We start from the raw sequence: 15,823 nt of genomic DNA on the forward strand, positions 1-15,823 counted from the left end.
CTGTTGACATAAGGTGCCCGCACCGGAGGCAGCGCCCCTCAGGAACCGGCGGGAGAGCCCATGACGTCCACGAACGACCGAGTCGTGCCGCCCGCCGCCCGGCGGCGCAGGCGCCCCACCAAGACCGGTGTGGTGCTCTCCGAGGGGCTGATCGTCGAGACGGCGCTGCGACTGCTCAAGGAGCACGGCGCCGACGCCCTCACCGTCCGCCGCCTCGGCCTCGCCCTCGGCGCCGACCCGAGCGCCCTGTACCGGTACTTCCGCGACACCGACGACCTGCTGCTCGCCATCGCCGACGAACTCATCGGCCGGAACCTGCGCACCTGGCACCCCACCGGGGACTGGCGCACCGACCTGCGGGACCTGGGTCTGCGGATGCACGCCGGGTCGCTCGCGCATCCACAGGCCGCCGTGCTCAGCTCCTACCGGGTGACGGGCCGGGTCCACGAGATCGAGGCCGTGGAGATGATCATCGGCGTGCTGCGCGGCGCCGGCTTCCCCGACCCCGAGGCCGTCCGGATCTACCACGCGTTCGTCGACCAGGCGCTGGCCTTCGCGGCGCTCGACGCGGCCGGCCTCGCCCTCCCGCAGGCCGCCCGCGAGGCGGAGGCGGGCGTGTGGCGGGCGACCTACGCCCGGCTGCCCGCCGACACATACCCGAACATCGCGGCGACGGCCCGCCACCTGGTGGCGGACATGCGGCGCAGCGGCTATCCGGTGGCACTGGACATGCTGCTGACCGCGGCGGCGGCCCGGCTCCAGGAGATCCGGGAGCACGGGAACGGGAGCGCATAGACGAGATCACGGAGCACAGGAACGGGAGCGCATAGACGAGATCACGGAGCGCAGGAACGAGGAGAGGCTCACGCCGAGAACACCCGGCGCGTCACACTGAAGGGCGCTCCTACGTCATCCCTAGTAGACCTGTCCGTACGACGGCCACCAGGAGGCTGCCCGCCGATGAACCCGCCAGCCCGCACCACGAAGCAGCGCAAGCAGGACACCCTCGACCGGCTGGAGAACGACGAGGACGCCTGGGTGTCCACGGCCGACGGCGACGGGGGACTGCCCTATCTGATCCCGCTGTCCTACCTCTGGGACGGCACGACCCTGCTGTTCGCCACCCCGGCCGCCAGTCCGACCGGCCGGAACCTGCGGACGACGGGGAGGACACGCCTGGGCATCGGCCCGACCCGCGACGTGGTCATGGTCGAGGGGACCGTCGAGACGCTGGAGCCCGCCGAGCTGGCGGACGGGGTGGGCGACGCCTTCGCCGCGAAGACCGGCTTCGACCCCCGTCAACTCACCACCGCCTACCTCTACTTCCGCGTCACCCCGCGGCGCGTGCAGGCCTGGCGCGAGGCCAACGAGATCTCCGGACGGGACCTCATGCGCGACGGCGAGTGGCTCGTGACCGACTGAATCCCGCCGTACGGGGTGCCTGCGCGCGGTGCGCCGTACAGGGGTGCCCGGGAGCGCGGACTCCTCAGTCCCCGCCGTCCCGGGCGCCCTTGTCCGAGATCGGCCACACACCCGTGGAGCGCTCGGCGGCCTTCGCGCTCGTGCGGTCCGCCGCGCTGCGGGCGACGGCGAAGATCGCGCCCTGGAGGGCGGCAGCCAGCAGCACCTCGCCCCAGCCGCGGTCCCGGTCGAGCGCGTCCGGCGCGTCCTCCTCGTGACGTATCGCCTTCCAGGTCTGCTGGAAGGCGAGTCCGGCGAGGGCACCGCCCGCCCAGCTCAGCGCGAGGCCGAGGGGCTTGTAGGCGAGGGGGAGCTTGAGCTTCTTGCTCTTCTTGTTCTTCTTGGACACCTGGTCTCCTTCGCCTCTCCGGTTCGCCTCTCGGTCAAGGATGTAAGGCTGCCCGCCCAACTGTCCCCGATTCCCGCTGTCTTCACGCCGTGAGATAGGCCAGCACCGCCAGTACCCGCCGATTGTGTTCCTCGCCCGTCGCGAGGCCCAGCTTCGCCATGATCGAGCCGACGTGCGTCTCCACGGTGCGCTCGGTGAGCCACAGCCGCCGGGCGATGCCCAGGTTGGTGCGTCCCTCGGCCATCAGCCCGAGCACCTCCGTCTCGCGCGCGGTGAGGGAGGCGAGGGGGTCCCGGTGGGCGCCCAGCATCCGCGCGACCACCTCGGGATCGAGGGCGGAACCGCCGGCCGCGACCCGGCGCAGCGCCTCCAGGAAGTCCTCGACGTCGAAGACGCGGTCCTTGAGGAGATAGCCGAAGCGCCCCTGGGCGACCAGCTCCACCGCGTTACGGGTCTCGATGTGCTGAGACAGGAGCACGATGCCCAGCTCGGGGAACTCGCCTCGCACCTGCCGGGCGGCCCGCGCCCCGTCGTCCGTGAGGTCCGGCGGCATCCGTACGTCGATGACGGCCAGATCGGGCCGGGCCTCGGCCACGGCCGCCACGAGAGCCGGCGCGTCCCCCGCGCGCCCGACGATCTCGTGCCCCGCGTCGGCGAGCAGCCGCGCGAGTCCTTCCCGGAACAGCGCGGAGTCCTCGCCGATCACGATACGCATGGCAGCACCGCCTCCACGGTCGTCCCGGCACCTGCCCCGCTGGTGATGTGCAGCCGCCCGCCGAGCGCGGCCACCCGGTCGGTGAGTCCCGAAAGCCCGGACCCCGTACGGGGATCGGCGCCGCCCCGGCCGTCGTCGCGCACCGTCACGCGCACCGCCCCGTCCCCGTCCTCGCGTACGACGACCCCGATGCTCGCGGCCTCCGCGTGCTTCACCGCGTTGGTGACGGCCTCGCTCGCGACGAAGTACGCGGTCGTCGCGATGTCGTCGGGCAGCTCCCGTTCGTCGAGCCGCCAGTCCAGCCGCACCGGCGCCCGCGCGGCGAGCGCTTCGAGCGCGGGGCCGAGCCCGTCGTCCAGCGAACTGGGCCGAAGTCCGTGCGCCAGCTCGCGCAACTCCGCCACAGCCGTGCCGAGTTCGGCCACGGCCTGGTCGAGCAGCCCGTCCACGTCCACCGTGTCGTCATCCAGGTGACGCTGGGCGAGCCGTAGCGCCATGCCGAGCGTGACGAGCCGCGACTGGGCGCCGTCGTGCAAGTCCCGCTCCAGGCGCCGCCGTTCGCGGTATCCGGCCCGCAGCAGCCGGCTTCGGCTGGCCTCCACCTCGCCGAGCGCGCCGGCGAGTTCGGCCCGCAGCCGTACCGTCTCGACGAGCGAGGCACAGGCGGTGGCGACCTCGCGCGGACACGGCCCGTCGATCACGCCGATCGCCCGGCCCGCCGCCCGCACTTCGAGGCCCGCCGTGACCCGTATGCCGTCGATGTCCTTGAACTCCGTTCCGCCCGGCAGCAGATAGCCCACCCGCAGCTCCGGTGCCCGCAGCGCGTCCCGCAGCGCCTCCTCCAACTGCTCGGGACGCGCCCGCCCTTCGTGCACCGCGCGCTCCAGGGCCCGTACGGCGGCCAGCGCCGCCTGGCGCACGGGATAGAAGCGCCGGTCCACCCGGCGGCGTACCCGGTTCTTGACGGGTACGAGTACCACGGCGACCAGCGCGGTCGCGGCGGACGCCACGAGGGCGCTGCCCCGGCCGAGCGCGAGCCCGCCGGAGGCGGACGCCGCGCTGTACACGGCGAGCAGCCCGGCCGTGACCACGGCCCAGGTGATCACCGCACTGGCGGCGCGGTCGACGTCGTACAGATCGTGGCGCAGGATCGCCAGCGCGGTCAGGGACGGAACGCCGAGGTAGAGCGCGAGGAGCCCCAGCCAGATGAAGACCCCGACCTCACCGAACAGCAGGTAGTCGGTCCAGCAGGACAGCAGCGTGCCCGGCAGCGCGACCGCGCCGAGGGCGAACCACTTCACCTGGGCCCGCTGCACCGGTTCGGCCGTGCGGTAGCGGCGCCGCATCACCAGCATCGAGGCGACGAGCAGCGCCATGAGCAGGCCGAGGGACAGGTAGGCGACCCACAGCAGAGACATGGGGCCCGTCGGAAGCGGGTGGCCGAAGTCCTCGAAGGGCGGGTCGTACGGGGTGGGGTCGAGGGTGGCGAGCACCTCGAAGACAACCGGGTCGATCAGCACCCCGTACAGCACCAGGCGCGGGAACCGGCCCGCCGGCAGATGTCCGTCCGGGAAGACCAGTACCAGGAGCATGACCGGCACATACCACAACGTCCATATTCCGGCGCCGAGTTGGTGGGCGGCCTCGGCGCCGGGCAGCAGGCGCGAGCGGTCGACGCTCACATAGGCGTAGGTGTCACTGAGCATGATCAGCGGCGGTACCAGGCCGATGAGCGTGAGCAGGAAGCCGACGGGGTTGGTGGGGCGGCGGCCGGAGACGAACAGGCCCAGCCCGGTGGAGAAGGCCCCCACCACGGCCGCGCCGACGACCGTGAGGACGTCTCCGACGGCGGGGCCGGGGTCGAGGAACAGCAGCGCGCAGCCCCCTGCGGCCACGATCGCCGTCGACGACGCGGTGACCAGGGAGAGTCGGCGAGGCCAGGGCATGCGCTCACGGTAGGGCCGGAGGGCGGGCGTCGGTATCCGTACTGACACGCAGGCTCTCCCAGTGCCAGCCCTGATGTGCCACCAACTCCCGGCGCGCGACAGTGCAGTGACGCCCCATCACGTCACACATCGGGAGACCGCCATGACCGCCCACACCGCCACGCCCGAGCGCCCCACGTACACCCTGCCCTCGCCCCGCCTGCGGCCGTTCGCCACGGTCGCCCTCGTCGCGGTCGTCGTCGGACAGGTGATGAACTTCCTGCTGACCTGGCTGGCGCCGGGCGGAGATCCCAGCAACGGCAACTCCTACGACAAGGTCGCCGACAACCGTGGCTCCTTCTGGGCGCTCTACGCCTACGGAGGCGTGGGCATCGCCGTGTTCACGGTCGGGCTCGCGATCGCCGTCTGCGTCCTGGTGCGTGAACGCGGCGCCGTACTCGCCCGGATCGGCGCCGTGGTGGCGGTGCTCTCGGGCGCGTTCCTCGCCGCGGGACTCGCCGCGATCGCCGTCGTCTACTCGTACGCGACCGACACCGCGGCCCTGGACGAAACGGCCGGACGCTCTTTCGTGCACTACGTCAATGACCACGACGGCCGTGTGATGGCCCTGATCGGCCCCGGCGCACTGGCCACCATCCTGGCGACGCTGCTCATCACCGTGGCCCTGCTGCGCTCGCGGGTGGTCCCGTGGTGGATCTCCGCCCTGTTCTTCGTCGGCGGACCGCTGGGCTTCGTCTTCGCGTCGGGGACCTCGGGAGCGGTGGCGGCGCTGCCGGGCGCGGTGGCGGCGATCCTCATCGCCGGACAGGCGTGGCGGCAGACGGCCGCCTGACCAGGGGGAGTGGCCCGTACCGGCGCGGGGGGCCGGTACGGGCCACAGCCGTGTGTGCGCCCGTCAGCCGGTCGGCTCCAGCACGAAGACGGGGATCTCCCGGTCGGTCTTCTTCTGGTAGTCGGCGTACGGGGGATACGCGGCGACCGCGCGCTCCCACCACTGGGCCTTCTCGTCACCGGTGATCTCGCGGGCCGTGAACTCCCGCCGCTCGGGGCCGTCCTGGAGCTCCACGCGGGGATCGGACTTGACGTTGTGGTACCAGACCGGGTGCTTGGGGGCGCCGCCCAGCGAGGCGACCGCCGCATAGCTTCCGTCGTGCTCGACGCGCATCAACGGGGTCTTGCGGATCTTGCCGCTCTTGGCGCCACGGGTCGTGAGAATGATGACGGGGAGACCCGTGTCCATCAATGTCGTGCCCTTGGTGCCACCGGAACTCTCGTACAGCTCCACCTGCTCCCGCACCCACTGCGTCGGGCTGGGTTCGTACTCGCCCTGAAGAGGCATGACTTCCGTCCCATCGTCACGTCGTACCGATGTTGTCCCGGCACGATTCAACACCAGTACGGACGCGAATCTTCCGCACCATTACCTCGCGTGTAATCGCGTTCGGAGTACGTGTGCGGCACGGTGGAGCCGTTTCCCGCACCGAGACGACAGAGGGGCCGACCCATGTCCGTGATCACTGACCACGCCTCGACGACACGCGCCGTGGTCGAGGAGCTGTTGCGCCGGATGGGGGAGGGCGATCCCCAGCGGATCGCCGAGCTGTACGCGGAGCGGGGCGACTGGAAACTCAGCTGGCCGGAGGACGAGCACGGGCGCGCGGACACGCCATGGATCCGCCACAGGTCCACGCGGGCCGACGCCGCGGACCACTACCGCGCACTGGCCGCGCATCATGTGCCGGGCCGGGCGGCCACCGAGATCGAACGGATCCTCGTCGACGGCGCCGAGGCGGTCGTACTCGGCGAGATCCGCCAGACGGCCGGGGCGACCGGACGCGCCTATCGCGCCCGGTTCGCCCTGCACCTCACGGTCGAGGACGGCCTGGTCGTACGGCACCACGTGTACGAGGACAGCCTCGCCGTAGCCCGCGCCTTCGAGCCCGAGCCCACATCCGAGTCCTAGCCCTGGACCTGGTCCTGGGCCAGGACTCCGAACCAGGTACCCGGCTCACCCCCAGGTGGCGCCCGCCGGCTCCTTGATCGTCGCGTTGAGCCGGTTGAAGAAGTTCGTCGTCGCGATCCAGAGGATGAGCGCGGAGAGCTGCTGCTCGTCGTAGTGGTCGGCGACCTCGTCCCACAGCTCGTCGGAGACCGCGTCGCCGGAACGGTCGTTCAGCCGGGTCATCTCCTCGGCCAGCGCAAGCGCGGCCCGCTCGGCGTCCGAGTAGTACGGCGCCTCGCGCCAGGCCGCGACGGACCACAGACGCTCGTCCGTCAGGCCCGCCTTCTTCCCGCCCCGGCCACCGGCGTCGACACAGGCGCTGCACCCGTTGATCTGGCTGGCCCGAAGATGGACGAGCTCCAGGGTCTGCTGGGGGACACCGCCCTTGTAGGTGGCCTTGTACAGACCCTGGATGGCCTCCATGGCGCCAGGAAGGATCATCGCCGGGTTCTTCATCCGTGCCTGCATGACGTTCTCCTCAAGAGTTCGCGGCGCTTTCTGCGCTGTCACTCCACTGACGGAGCCGATCGGGGGAATGTGACAGGCCCGGCGAAGAAAGATTGAAGAAAGATCGAGGAAGGGTGGCGGGAGGCTTCTCCGCCCTCCTCGCCCTCATGGCGGGGCCATCAGCATCCGTACGGCCAGCGCCGTGATCACGGCGCTCGACGCGAGCGCCGTCACCAGCCGTCCCCGACGTCCCGTCAGGGTCCGGCCGAGCAGCGCGCCGCCCCCGGCGAGCAGGAGTTGCCAGCTCGCGGACGCGGCGAACGCGGCGAGGACGAACACGCCCTGCTCCAGGGGGCGCACCGCCTCGGCGGTACGGCTGCCGAGCACCAGCGCCGCGAAGTAGATCACCGTGGTGGGGTTGAGCAGGGTGATCCCCAGCAGTGCCAGATAGGCGCGCGCCGGGCGTGGCGGATCCTCGCCGGAGCGGGCGGCAAGCCGTCGCCCGCGGTACTGGCGGAACGCGGTGACCGCGCCGCGGATCGCCAGCGCGGCCAGCACCAGTCCCGAGGCCCAGCGCAGCGGGAGCAGTATCGGCTGCAGCGCGGCCGCGAGCGCGGAACCGCCGAGCGCGGCGACCAGGGCGTACAGCCCGTCGGCCGTCGCCACGCCCAGCGCGGCGCACACACCGATCCGCAGGGACGTACGAGCGGTGAGGGAGACGAGATAGGTCGCGACCGCTCCGACGGGCATGGCGATGCCAAAGCCCGCGAGAAGCCCCGCGACGAGCGCGGCGGTCACGACCGGGGAAGCGTAGGCCTCCGCGGTCGGCCGGGCTGCTGCTGGACCCGCACCGGACGAGCGGCGGCGGAGGTCGGCGGCAGGAAGGCTTCGATCGTGGACATGGGCAGATCCTGGTGTCACCGGATCTGCCCACGCAAGCCAATTACCCAGGGGCTGCCACGGAGGAGAACAGGCCATGCCCGCGGCACCGGGACAGCGGCGCGGACGGGAAACCCGAGGAACGCGGCATCGGTCCCCGCACGCTTCGGCCAGATCACGCGTCCGGCGCATCTGGCCGAACTTCGCGTGGCCGTGTAGATGCCCCGGGCATCTAATGAAGATCGGCAAGAGCGAACCATCGCTTGATCGCTTGCGAGGTCATCCATGACAGAGCCCCCCACGACAGAGCCCGACGCGACCGAATCCGCCACGACAGAGCCGATCGCCTTCCCCCAGGACCGTACGTGTCCCTACCACCCGCCGACCGCCTACGACCCGTTGCGCGAGGCGCGCCCGCTCTCGCGGATCTCCCTGTTCGACGGGCGCGGCGTGTGGGTGGTCACCGGCCACAGCACCGCCCGTGAACTCCTCGCCGACCCGCGGTTGTCGTCGGACCGCACCCGGCCCGCGTTCCCGTCGCCCACGGAGCGGTTCGCCGAGGCCCGCAACCGCCGTGTCGCGCTGCTCGGCCTCGACGACCCCGAGCACCACATCCAACGCCGCATGCTTGTCCCGAGCTTCACCCTCAAGCGGGCCGCCGCGCTGCGTCCGCGCATCCAGGAGACCGTCGACCGGCTCCTCGACCGGATGGCGGCGCAGGGCCCGCCGGCCGAGCTGGTGAACGCCTTCGCGCTGCCCGTGCCCTCCATGGTGATCTGCGTCCTGCTCGGCGTCCCGTACACCGACCACGACTTCTTCGAGGAACAGTCCCGCAGACTGCTGCGCGGTCCCGCCGCGGCCGACATCGAGAACGCGCGCGACCAACTGGACGCGTACTTCGGCTCGTTGATCGACCGCAAGCAGAGGGATCCCGGGGACGGACTCCTCGACGAGCTCATCCACGATCAGCTGCGCGAGGGGACGGTGGACCGCCAGGAGCTGATCTCGCTGGCGACGATCCTGCTCGTCGCCGGGCACGAGACGACGGCGAACATGATCTCGCTCGGCACCTTCACCCTGCTGAGGCACCCGGAACAGCTGGCCGAACTGCGGGCCGATCCGACGCTGATGCCCGCCGCCGTGGAGGAGTTGCTGCGCTTCCTGTCCATCGCCGACGGGCTGCTGCGCGTCGCCACCGAGGACATCGAGGTGGCCGGGAGGACGATCCGCGCCGACGAGGGCGTCGTCTTCTCCACCTCCGTCATCAACCGTGACGCGCGGACCTTCGCCGAACCCGACGCCCTGGACTGGCGCCGCTCGGCCCGCCACCATGTGGCGTTCGGCTTCGGCATCCACCAGTGCCTCGGCCAGAACCTCGCCAGGGCCGAGATGGAGATCGCGCTGTTGTCGCTCTTCGACCGGTTCCCCGGGCTGCGGCTCGCCGCACCGGTGGATGCCATCCCGTTCAAACCCGGAGACACGATCCAGGGGATGCTGGAACTCCCCGTGACCTGGTAAGAGGCTGCGGGCATGAACATCGACATCTCCATCGACAAGGACGTCTGCATCGGCGCGGGCCAGTGCGCCCTCGCCGCCCCGGGCGTCTTCACCCAGGACGACGACGGATTCAGCGAGGTGCTGCCGGGCCGCGAGGACGGCGGCGGCGACGCGATGGTGCGGGAGGCGGCACGGGCCTGTCCGGTCGGCGCCATCACGGTGTCCGAGACCTGAAAGAGGATCACTTCTCAAGGGTGGCGGGGCCGAGTCGGTGCAGGCGTACGGGGTCGGCGATCACCCTGTACGCCGTGACCCGCTCGCCCTCGCCCTCGACATCAGTACCCGCGCCGCGTCGGCCGCCTGGCCGGCGGGCTCCGTGCTCCGCGTGATGCCCGCGGTGACCATGGCGCCCTCGGCGAGCAGATAGAGCTGGTCCGCGAGGGGGGACGGAAGCCCGGCGTCGGCCACGAGGTCTCTCAGGTAGTCCTTGAACGCCTCTTTGTGAGCGGTGACCTGAGCGGTGACGAGGGGCGAGGTGGTGCCGAGCTCCCCGTACGAGTTGATCCAGGCGCAGCCCCGGAAGCCGGGCTCCGCGAACCACTGCCCGAGCCAGTCGAAGACCGCCAGGATCCGCTCCTCCGGTTCCCCGTGCCGGTCGACGTGCTCGGCCAGCCGCTGCCGCCAGCGGACATCGCGCCGCTCCAGATACGCCTCGACGAGCCGCTCCTTGGCGGGGAACAGCTGGTAGAGCCGCTTGAGCGACACCCCTGACGCGCCGCGGATGTCATCCATGCCGACGGTCTGGATGCCGCGGCCGTAGAACAGCTCCTCCGCGGCGTCGAGCGCCTGTTCCCGAGCGAGGGCGAGGGCCTGGTCCCGGGCGGTCGTGCTGTCCATGCGGGGGACTCCTTGACGTGAGAACGGTCGTTCTCTACATTAGCAGCCATGACGGAGAACGCTCGTTCTCCACTGCTTCGAGATCGTCGAGCCCGAGGAATCGCCATGACCGACCGCCCGCCCCTGCCCCCGTTCACCCGTGAGACCGCCGCCCAGAAGGTCCAGGCCGCCGAGGACGCCTGGAACACCCGCGATCCCCACAAGGTCTCGCTCGCCTACTCCGAGGACTCCGTCTGGCGCAACCGGGACACCTTCGTCACCGGCCGTGCCGAGATCGTGGAGCTCCTCACGGCGAAGTGGGCGCGCGAGCGGGAGTACGCCCTGCGCAAGGACTTCTGGGCCTTCGACGGCAACCGCATCGCCGTCCGCTTCCAGTACGAGTCGCTCGACGCCGACGGCCAGTGGTGGCGGTCGTACGGCAATGAGCTGTGGGAGTTCGACGAGCACGGTCTGATGACGCGGCGGGAGGCCGGCATCCATGACGTACGGATCGAGGAGAAGGAGCGGCGGATCTTCGGCCCGCGGCCGGAGTCGGAACGCGGGGACTCCTTCCCGGTGCGGTAGAGGTCCCGTGTGTTCATGCGAAGTCCCGTGTGTTCATTAGGGTTTCCGGGTGAGTGAACACGCCGAAAAGCCCTTCCTCTACGTCGTCGTCTGCGCGGCGGGCATCGCCGAGGACATCAGCAAACTGATCACCGCGGCCCAGGAGCGGAACTGGGAGGTCGGCGTCATCGCCACCCCCCAGGGCCTCGGTTTCATCGACGCGACGGCTGTCGAGACGCAGACCGGACGCCCCATCCGGTCCGCCTGGCGGTCCCCGGGCGACCCACGTCCCTTCCCGGCCCCCGACGCGGTGGCCGTCGCACCGGCCACCTTCAACACCGTGAACAAGTGGGCGGCCGGCATATCCGACACCCTCGCCCTGGGAACGCTGTGCGAGGCGTACGGCCTCGGGGTACCGATCGCCGTACTGCCCTGCGTGAACGAGGCGTTGGCGGCCCACCCCGCCTATCGCGCGAGCATCGAGCGGCTGCGCGGGATGGGCGTCCGGTTCGGTGACCCGTACACCGGGGAGCCGCAACAGGACGGCGGGCGACGGGAGTTCCACTGGGAACGGGTGCTGGACCTGCTCACCCCTGGCATGTGCGGGCAGTAACCCCGTGGGCGGTCACCGACGGTAGATCGTGATCGAGTGGCCGACCTCGTCGATCGGCCGGCTGGTGGCGAGCAGCGCCGCCAGCCGGCCGTCGGCCTTGGCGGCCGAGGTGTCGGACACGACGAGCAGCCCGTGCACCTCGCCCGGCGGCGCCTTGCGGGGATCGGCCGCGTCGATCCCGTAGTACGACGGCACACCGGCGCCCTTGTAGACGAGCCAGACCTTCTCGTGCGGGTAACGCCGGTCCAGACGGTCGGCGAGTCGCCCCAGGTCCTGGCCCCAGTCGACGTTCGAGTCGTGCAGCCGCAGATGGGTCTTCGACGGGCCACCGAACGCCTCGTTGGAGTACGGCAGGTAGTACGGATACGTGAGCAGCGAGCTCACGGCGACGAACAGGACCAGCGCCGCCGTGGCGATGTGCGCCCACCGCCGTCGGAACGCGACGACACCGGCAGCGGCGACCGCGAGGAACACCGGTACGAACAGGGCGTAGCGCACCCCCAGATCACGTGAGCCGTTCATGGCCGCGGCCAGCAGCAGAGCCGGGGGGATCAGGACGTACGGGGCGGCGGGCCGCAGCCGGGGTACGGAGACCATCGCGACGGCACCGGCGAGCCACAGCGCCGGCATGCCGAGCGGCGTCTTCACCAGCAGCGCGGCCGGCAGGTAGTACCAGAGCCCACCGTGATAGAGCCGACCGAACAGAAACCCCTGCCACGTCGCGTTCTCGAAGCCGAACTGGACGCGCATCCCGTCCCGGTACGGCTGCGGGAAGGGCAGCCCGTCGACGAACAGCCCGCGCAGCCCATGGACGGCCGGGAGGTCCGCGGGAGCCGTCCAGCGCAGCTGGGGGTCGACGGCGAAGTAGGCGGCCCACACCACGGCGACCGCCACCAGCGCCATACCGGTCGCGCCGACCGCGGCGAGCCCGAGGAGCCGCGCCTTCGCGGATGTGCCGAGGGGTTGTGCTTCTACGGACGTGCCAAGGGGTCGAGTATGCGCAGGCCTGCCCTGGGGCCGAGAATCCGAAGGCCTGTCGAGGGGCTGAGTATCCGAGGGCGTGTCGACGGACCGTGTCCCCGCGGGCGTGCGGAGGCCCCGCGCATGCCAGACCGACGCCACCGCCAGGAGCATCAGCACCGGAACGGCAGGCAGCGTACTCATCTTCGTGGCCATAGCCGCCCCGAGCGCGGCCCCGGCGAGCGGGAGATGGAGGAGCGGTCGGCGCCGGGCCCGCCACAGCAGCCACACCGACGTCAGCAGGAAACCCGACGCCGGCACGTCGAGCGTGGCCAGCGAGCCGTGTGCGATGACGTCGGGCGAGAACGCGTACAGGGCGAGTGCCACCAACCCGCCCGCAGGGCCGACGAGTTCACGGGCGAAAGCGAGGACGACCAGGCCGAACAGCAGCGTCAGCACGATCACCGGCAGCCGTGCCCACCACATCACCCGCCAGGGATCGTTGCCCGACTCGTACAACACCCGTCGGCCGAGCGCCGTCTGATCACCCGTGAAGCCGGCGTCCAGGTGCGGATGGGCGAACACCAGCCCGCTCGCGATGATCAGTTTGCCCAGCGGCGGATGCTCGGGGTTGTAGCGCAGGCTGTGCTGCTGGACGTAGACCACCGCCGTGCCCACGTACACGGGTTCGTCGATCGTCGGCGTCTGTTCCACGGCCGTCGTGACCATCGCGACCGCCATCTCGGCGAGCAGCGCGACCACCGCCACCACGAACAGCCACCGCCGGTGCCGCCGCAGCCACGCGAATCGCCTCGGTGGCTCCGCACTGCTCACCGGCACGCGGTCCCCGTGCCTGCTGGCCATGAATGTCGGCATGCCCTTTGTTACGTCCGCTCCGTACGAGCCTGCTCAACCGGTGGCACCCGGCTTCGGACACCGGAATCACCGCAGGGGAGTCATGAGTATGCACCGCCGCGGGTCCGCGGCCGGGAGCCGCGTCGTCTGCCCTAGTCGCCCGTCTCGGCGGTCCAGGTGATCCGCGGGGGCTCCACCCGCGCGCACAGAGGTGTACCACCAGTGTCGGTCAGACCGAGGCGTCCGACCAGCAGGCCGTCGCGGGCGGCCGCGGCGAGTACCTCGGCGGGGATCGTGTCGAGCATCAGCTTGGCGCGGCGGAACATCGTGAAGACGCCCGACTCGTCGACCGTGCCCCACGACAGATAGATGAACCGGCGGCCCAGACGGTTCTGCACGTAGGGGCCCGTCACGTCGGTGCCGGTCGGCGAGGTGGTCGCGGTGCAGTCCAGGGTCCAGGTCGCGGACTTGGCGTCGCCGGGGTGCGGTTCCAGGACCTCGGCCGGACGGTCGCGGCGTTGCACGGCGACATGGATGTTGCCGTACGTGGCGAAGGCGGCGCCGGCGGGGGCCGGGCAGGTGGAACCGGGCAGGTCGACGGCGTCGATACGGATGCGCATAGCGGCCATCATCCGGTAACAGGCACCAGGCCTGCTGCGGTCGGACGGGCACACGCGGTCGGCGATGTCATCCGATGCGGAGGACTCCGTCGTACCGAAGTACTACGGGCCTCCCCTCAGTGACCTCCCGGGTACCACGGATCCCGGTTCGCGGGCCCTTAGCGTGGCGAGAGAGCAGCCAGGCCGGTTCCGGCCCCCCGAGCACGAGGGAAGAGCGATGATCGAGGCACAACAGCTGACGAAGCGGTACGGCGAGAAGACGGCGGTCGACCGGCTCGACTTCGTCGTCAAGCCCGGCACGGTCACCGGCTTCCTCGGCCCCAATGGTGCGGGCAAGTCCACCACCATGCGCATGATCGTCGGACTCGACGCACCGTCCGGGGGCAGCGTCACGGTCAACGGCAAGCACTACGCCCAGCACACCGCGCCGCTCCAGGAGGTCGGTGCGCTGCTGGAGGCCAAGTCGATCCACCCGGGCCGCTCCGCGTTCGACCACCTGATGGCGCAGGCCTACACCCACGGCATTCCGCGCCGCCGGGTGGAGGAGGTCATCGAGCTGACCGGGCTGCAGTCCGTGGCCAAGAAGCGCGCGGGCGCCTTCTCCCTCGGCATGGGCCAGCGGCTGGGAATCGCCGCGGCGCTGCTCGGCGACCCGGCCACCATCATGCTCGACGAGCCGGTCAACGGGCTGGACCCCGAGGGCGTGCTGTGGATCCGTAACCTGCTGACCGGACTCGCGGCGGACGGGCGTACGGTCTTCGTCTCCTCGCACCTGATGAGCGAGATGGCGCTGGTCGCCGACCACCTGATCATCGTCGGACGCGGCCGCCTGCTGGCCGACACCACCGTGCAGGATCTGGTCCGGCAGGCCGGCGGTGACACCGTGACCGTGGCGTCCGACCAGTCGGCCCGCCTGCGCGAGGTCCTGGCCGGCCCCGGCGTGGAGATCACCGGTGAGGTCGGCTCCGAGGAGCTGCAGGTGACGGGTCTGTCCGCGCGGGCCATCGGCCTCAAGGCCGCCGAGCACGGCATCCCGCTGTTCGAGCTCAGCTCCCGGACCGTCTCCCTGGAACAGGCCTTCATGGACCTGACCCGCGACGCCGTCGAGTACCACGCCACCGCCACCATCGAGGCCCCTGGGAGGGCGGCATGAGCACCGTCACCGTCACCGACAGCCCCGCGCCCGCACCCGTGCGGGCGGCACGTCCGGAGTACAAGGTCACCGGGCGCCGGGTGCTGCGCTCCGAGTGGGCGAAGCTGTGGTCGCTTCGCTCCACCTGGATCACCCTCGGTCTGGGGCTGCTGTTCCTGATCGCGTTCGGCGTGATCGCCGCCGCGCACTACAAGTCCGAGCTCAACTCCGGTCATCCCCTGCGTCCGGACGACGCCTCGGCCACCGCGCTGAGCCTGTCCGTGTTCGGCACGAACTTCGCGCAACTGGCGCTCGGTGTCCTGGGCGTGCTGGTCACCGCCGGTGAGTACTCGACCGGCATGATCCGCTCCACGCTGGCCGCCGTCCCGCGCCGCCTTCCGGTGCTGTGGTCCAAGGCGGGGGTGTTCGGCCTGGTCGCCCTCGTCGTCTCCACCATCGGCGTCTTCGTCGCGTTCCTGATCGCCGGCGGCATCGTCTCCGGCACCCCCGCGGCCCTCTCGCTCTCCCACTCCGGCGTCGTCCGCAGCCTGCTGGGCGCGGGCCTCTACCTCGGTCTGGTCGGCGTGATCGGCACCGCCCTGGGCGCGCTGCTCCGCTCGGTCGCCGGCGGCATCTCGGTCCTGGTCGCCTCGCTGATGCTGATCCCCGGCCTGATCTCGCTGCTGCCCAGCTCGTGGCAGGACAACATCAGCCCGTACCTGCCCAGCACCGCGGGCGAGTCGATGTTCGCGCTGACCCACGACTCGACGACCCTGTCGCCCACCGCCGGGCTCCTGGTCTTCCTCGGCTGGACCGTGCTCGCGCTGGCGGGCGCCGCCTACCGCCTCGTACGCACCGACGCCTGAGGCCTGACGCCCGGCGACTGAGGCCTGACGCCCGACCCTGA

At 71.0% G+C, this 15,823-nt stretch carries 19 protein-coding genes; 10 read left to right on the top strand and 9 right to left on the bottom strand.

The features are described from left to right. The first annotated feature begins 60 nt into the window (after positions 1 to 60). Both AB5J50_RS46540 and AB5J50_RS46545 read left to right on the top strand, forming a co-directional pair. Positions 61 to 795: a TetR/AcrR family transcriptional regulator gene (locus tag AB5J50_RS46540; protein WP_369264585.1), complete on the top strand. Its 735-nt coding sequence runs from the start codon at positions 61 to 63 to the stop codon at positions 793 to 795. Between the two features lie 165 nt (positions 796 to 960). Then, the gene (locus AB5J50_RS46545; RefSeq protein WP_369264586.1) at positions 961 to 1,422 is read left to right on the top strand and encodes a pyridoxamine 5'-phosphate oxidase family protein; all 462 of its coding nucleotides are present in this window, start codon (positions 961 to 963) and stop codon (positions 1,420 to 1,422) included. A gap of 64 nt (positions 1,423 to 1,486) precedes the next feature. On the opposite strand, the gene AB5J50_RS46550 is transcribed toward AB5J50_RS46545, so the two are convergent. The 3 genes from AB5J50_RS46550 to AB5J50_RS46560 form a co-directional block, all read right to left on the bottom strand. Continuing rightward, complete coding sequence (locus AB5J50_RS46550; protein WP_369264587.1) at positions 1,487 to 1,810, bottom strand: DUF4235 domain-containing protein; 324 nt, start codon at positions 1,808 to 1,810, stop codon at positions 1,487 to 1,489. An 82-nt stretch (positions 1,811 to 1,892) separates the two neighbouring features. Then, positions 1,893 to 2,525, bottom strand: coding sequence for a response regulator (locus tag AB5J50_RS46555; RefSeq protein ID WP_369264588.1), 633 nt, complete (start codon positions 2,523 to 2,525; stop codon positions 1,893 to 1,895). After that, entirely contained in the window at positions 2,513 to 4,471 is a 1,959-nt protein-coding gene (locus tag AB5J50_RS46560; RefSeq protein WP_369264589.1) for a histidine kinase, read from the bottom strand. Before AB5J50_RS46560 ends, AB5J50_RS46555 begins: the two co-directional genes overlap by 13 nt. 142 nt (positions 4,472 to 4,613) lie before the next feature. Here AB5J50_RS46560 and AB5J50_RS46565 point away from each other — a divergent pair, with 142 nt between their 5' ends. Next, the gene (locus AB5J50_RS46565; RefSeq protein ID WP_369264590.1) at positions 4,614 to 5,303 is read left to right on the top strand and encodes a DUF4386 family protein; all 690 of its coding nucleotides are present in this window, start codon (positions 4,614 to 4,616) and stop codon (positions 5,301 to 5,303) included. A gap of 63 nt (positions 5,304 to 5,366) precedes the next feature. Here AB5J50_RS46565 and AB5J50_RS46570 read toward each other — a convergent pair whose 3' ends face one another. Continuing rightward, positions 5,367 to 5,810, bottom strand: a complete 444-nt coding sequence (locus tag AB5J50_RS46570; RefSeq protein ID WP_369264591.1) for a nitroreductase family deazaflavin-dependent oxidoreductase — start codon at positions 5,808 to 5,810, stop codon at positions 5,367 to 5,369. Between the two features lie 165 nt (positions 5,811 to 5,975). Here AB5J50_RS46570 and AB5J50_RS46575 point away from each other — a divergent pair, with 165 nt between their 5' ends. Beyond that, complete coding sequence (locus AB5J50_RS46575) at positions 5,976 to 6,434, top strand: nuclear transport factor 2 family protein (RefSeq protein WP_327434054.1); 459 nt, start codon at positions 5,976 to 5,978, stop codon at positions 6,432 to 6,434. Positions 6,435 to 6,479: 45 nt separating this feature from the next. On the opposite strand, the gene AB5J50_RS46580 is transcribed toward AB5J50_RS46575, so the two are convergent. Together AB5J50_RS46580 and AB5J50_RS46585 are read right to left on the bottom strand one after the other, a co-directional pair. Continuing rightward, positions 6,480 to 6,941, bottom strand: coding sequence for a carboxymuconolactone decarboxylase family protein (locus AB5J50_RS46580; protein WP_369264592.1), 462 nt, complete (start codon positions 6,939 to 6,941; stop codon positions 6,480 to 6,482). Positions 6,942 to 7,085: 144 nt separating this feature from the next. Then, entirely contained in the window at positions 7,086 to 7,718 is a 633-nt protein-coding gene (locus AB5J50_RS46585) for a LysE family transporter (protein WP_369264593.1), read from the bottom strand. A gap of 366 nt (positions 7,719 to 8,084) precedes the next feature. Here AB5J50_RS46585 and AB5J50_RS46590 point away from each other — a divergent pair, with 366 nt between their 5' ends. Together AB5J50_RS46590 and AB5J50_RS46595 are read left to right on the top strand one after the other, a co-directional pair. After that, entirely contained in the window at positions 8,085 to 9,317 is a 1,233-nt protein-coding gene (locus AB5J50_RS46590; RefSeq protein WP_369264594.1) for a cytochrome P450, read from the top strand. Between the two features lie 18 nt (positions 9,318 to 9,335). Continuing rightward, positions 9,336 to 9,530, top strand: coding sequence for a ferredoxin (locus AB5J50_RS46595; protein ID WP_327435337.1), 195 nt, complete (start codon positions 9,336 to 9,338; stop codon positions 9,528 to 9,530). A gap of 60 nt (positions 9,531 to 9,590) precedes the next feature. Here AB5J50_RS46595 and AB5J50_RS46600 read toward each other — a convergent pair whose 3' ends face one another. Further along, positions 9,591 to 10,193 (bottom strand): TetR/AcrR family transcriptional regulator, encoded by a 603-nt coding sequence (locus AB5J50_RS46600; RefSeq protein ID WP_369264595.1) that lies wholly within the window; start codon positions 10,191 to 10,193, stop codon positions 9,591 to 9,593. 105 nt (positions 10,194 to 10,298) lie between these two features. Between AB5J50_RS46600 and AB5J50_RS46605 the strand changes: the two genes are divergently transcribed. Both AB5J50_RS46605 and AB5J50_RS46610 read left to right on the top strand, forming a co-directional pair. Beyond that, positions 10,299 to 10,757, top strand: a complete 459-nt coding sequence (locus AB5J50_RS46605; protein WP_369264596.1) for a nuclear transport factor 2 family protein — start codon at positions 10,299 to 10,301, stop codon at positions 10,755 to 10,757. Between the two features lie 49 nt (positions 10,758 to 10,806). Beyond that, positions 10,807 to 11,349: a flavoprotein gene (locus AB5J50_RS46610; RefSeq protein ID WP_369264597.1), complete on the top strand. Its 543-nt coding sequence runs from the start codon at positions 10,807 to 10,809 to the stop codon at positions 11,347 to 11,349. A 12-nt stretch (positions 11,350 to 11,361) separates the two neighbouring features. On the opposite strand, the gene AB5J50_RS46615 is transcribed toward AB5J50_RS46610, so the two are convergent. Together AB5J50_RS46615 and AB5J50_RS46620 are read right to left on the bottom strand one after the other, a co-directional pair. Continuing rightward, positions 11,362 to 13,050 (bottom strand): phospholipid carrier-dependent glycosyltransferase, encoded by a 1,689-nt coding sequence (locus AB5J50_RS46615; protein ID WP_369265701.1) that lies wholly within the window; start codon positions 13,048 to 13,050, stop codon positions 11,362 to 11,364. A 266-nt stretch (positions 13,051 to 13,316) separates the two neighbouring features. Then, entirely contained in the window at positions 13,317 to 13,784 is a 468-nt protein-coding gene (locus tag AB5J50_RS46620; RefSeq protein ID WP_327434061.1) for a DUF5990 family protein, read from the bottom strand. A gap of 217 nt (positions 13,785 to 14,001) precedes the next feature. Between AB5J50_RS46620 and AB5J50_RS46625 the strand changes: the two genes are divergently transcribed. Then, positions 14,002 to 14,937 carry an ABC transporter ATP-binding protein gene (locus AB5J50_RS46625; RefSeq protein ID WP_369264598.1) on the top strand — a complete coding sequence of 312 codons (936 nt, stop codon included), beginning with the start codon at positions 14,002 to 14,004 and terminating at the stop codon, positions 14,935 to 14,937. Then, the gene (locus AB5J50_RS46630) at positions 14,934 to 15,782 is read left to right on the top strand and encodes an ABC transporter permease (protein ID WP_369264599.1); all 849 of its coding nucleotides are present in this window, start codon (positions 14,934 to 14,936) and stop codon (positions 15,780 to 15,782) included. Before AB5J50_RS46625 ends, AB5J50_RS46630 begins: the two co-directional genes overlap by 4 nt. Positions 15,783 to 15,823 lie beyond the last annotated feature (41 nt).

It is taken from the genome of Streptomyces sp. R35, assembly GCF_041053035.1.
In the GTDB taxonomy this organism is placed as follows: domain Bacteria; phylum Actinomycetota; class Actinomycetes; order Streptomycetales; family Streptomycetaceae; genus Streptomyces; species Streptomyces lutosisoli.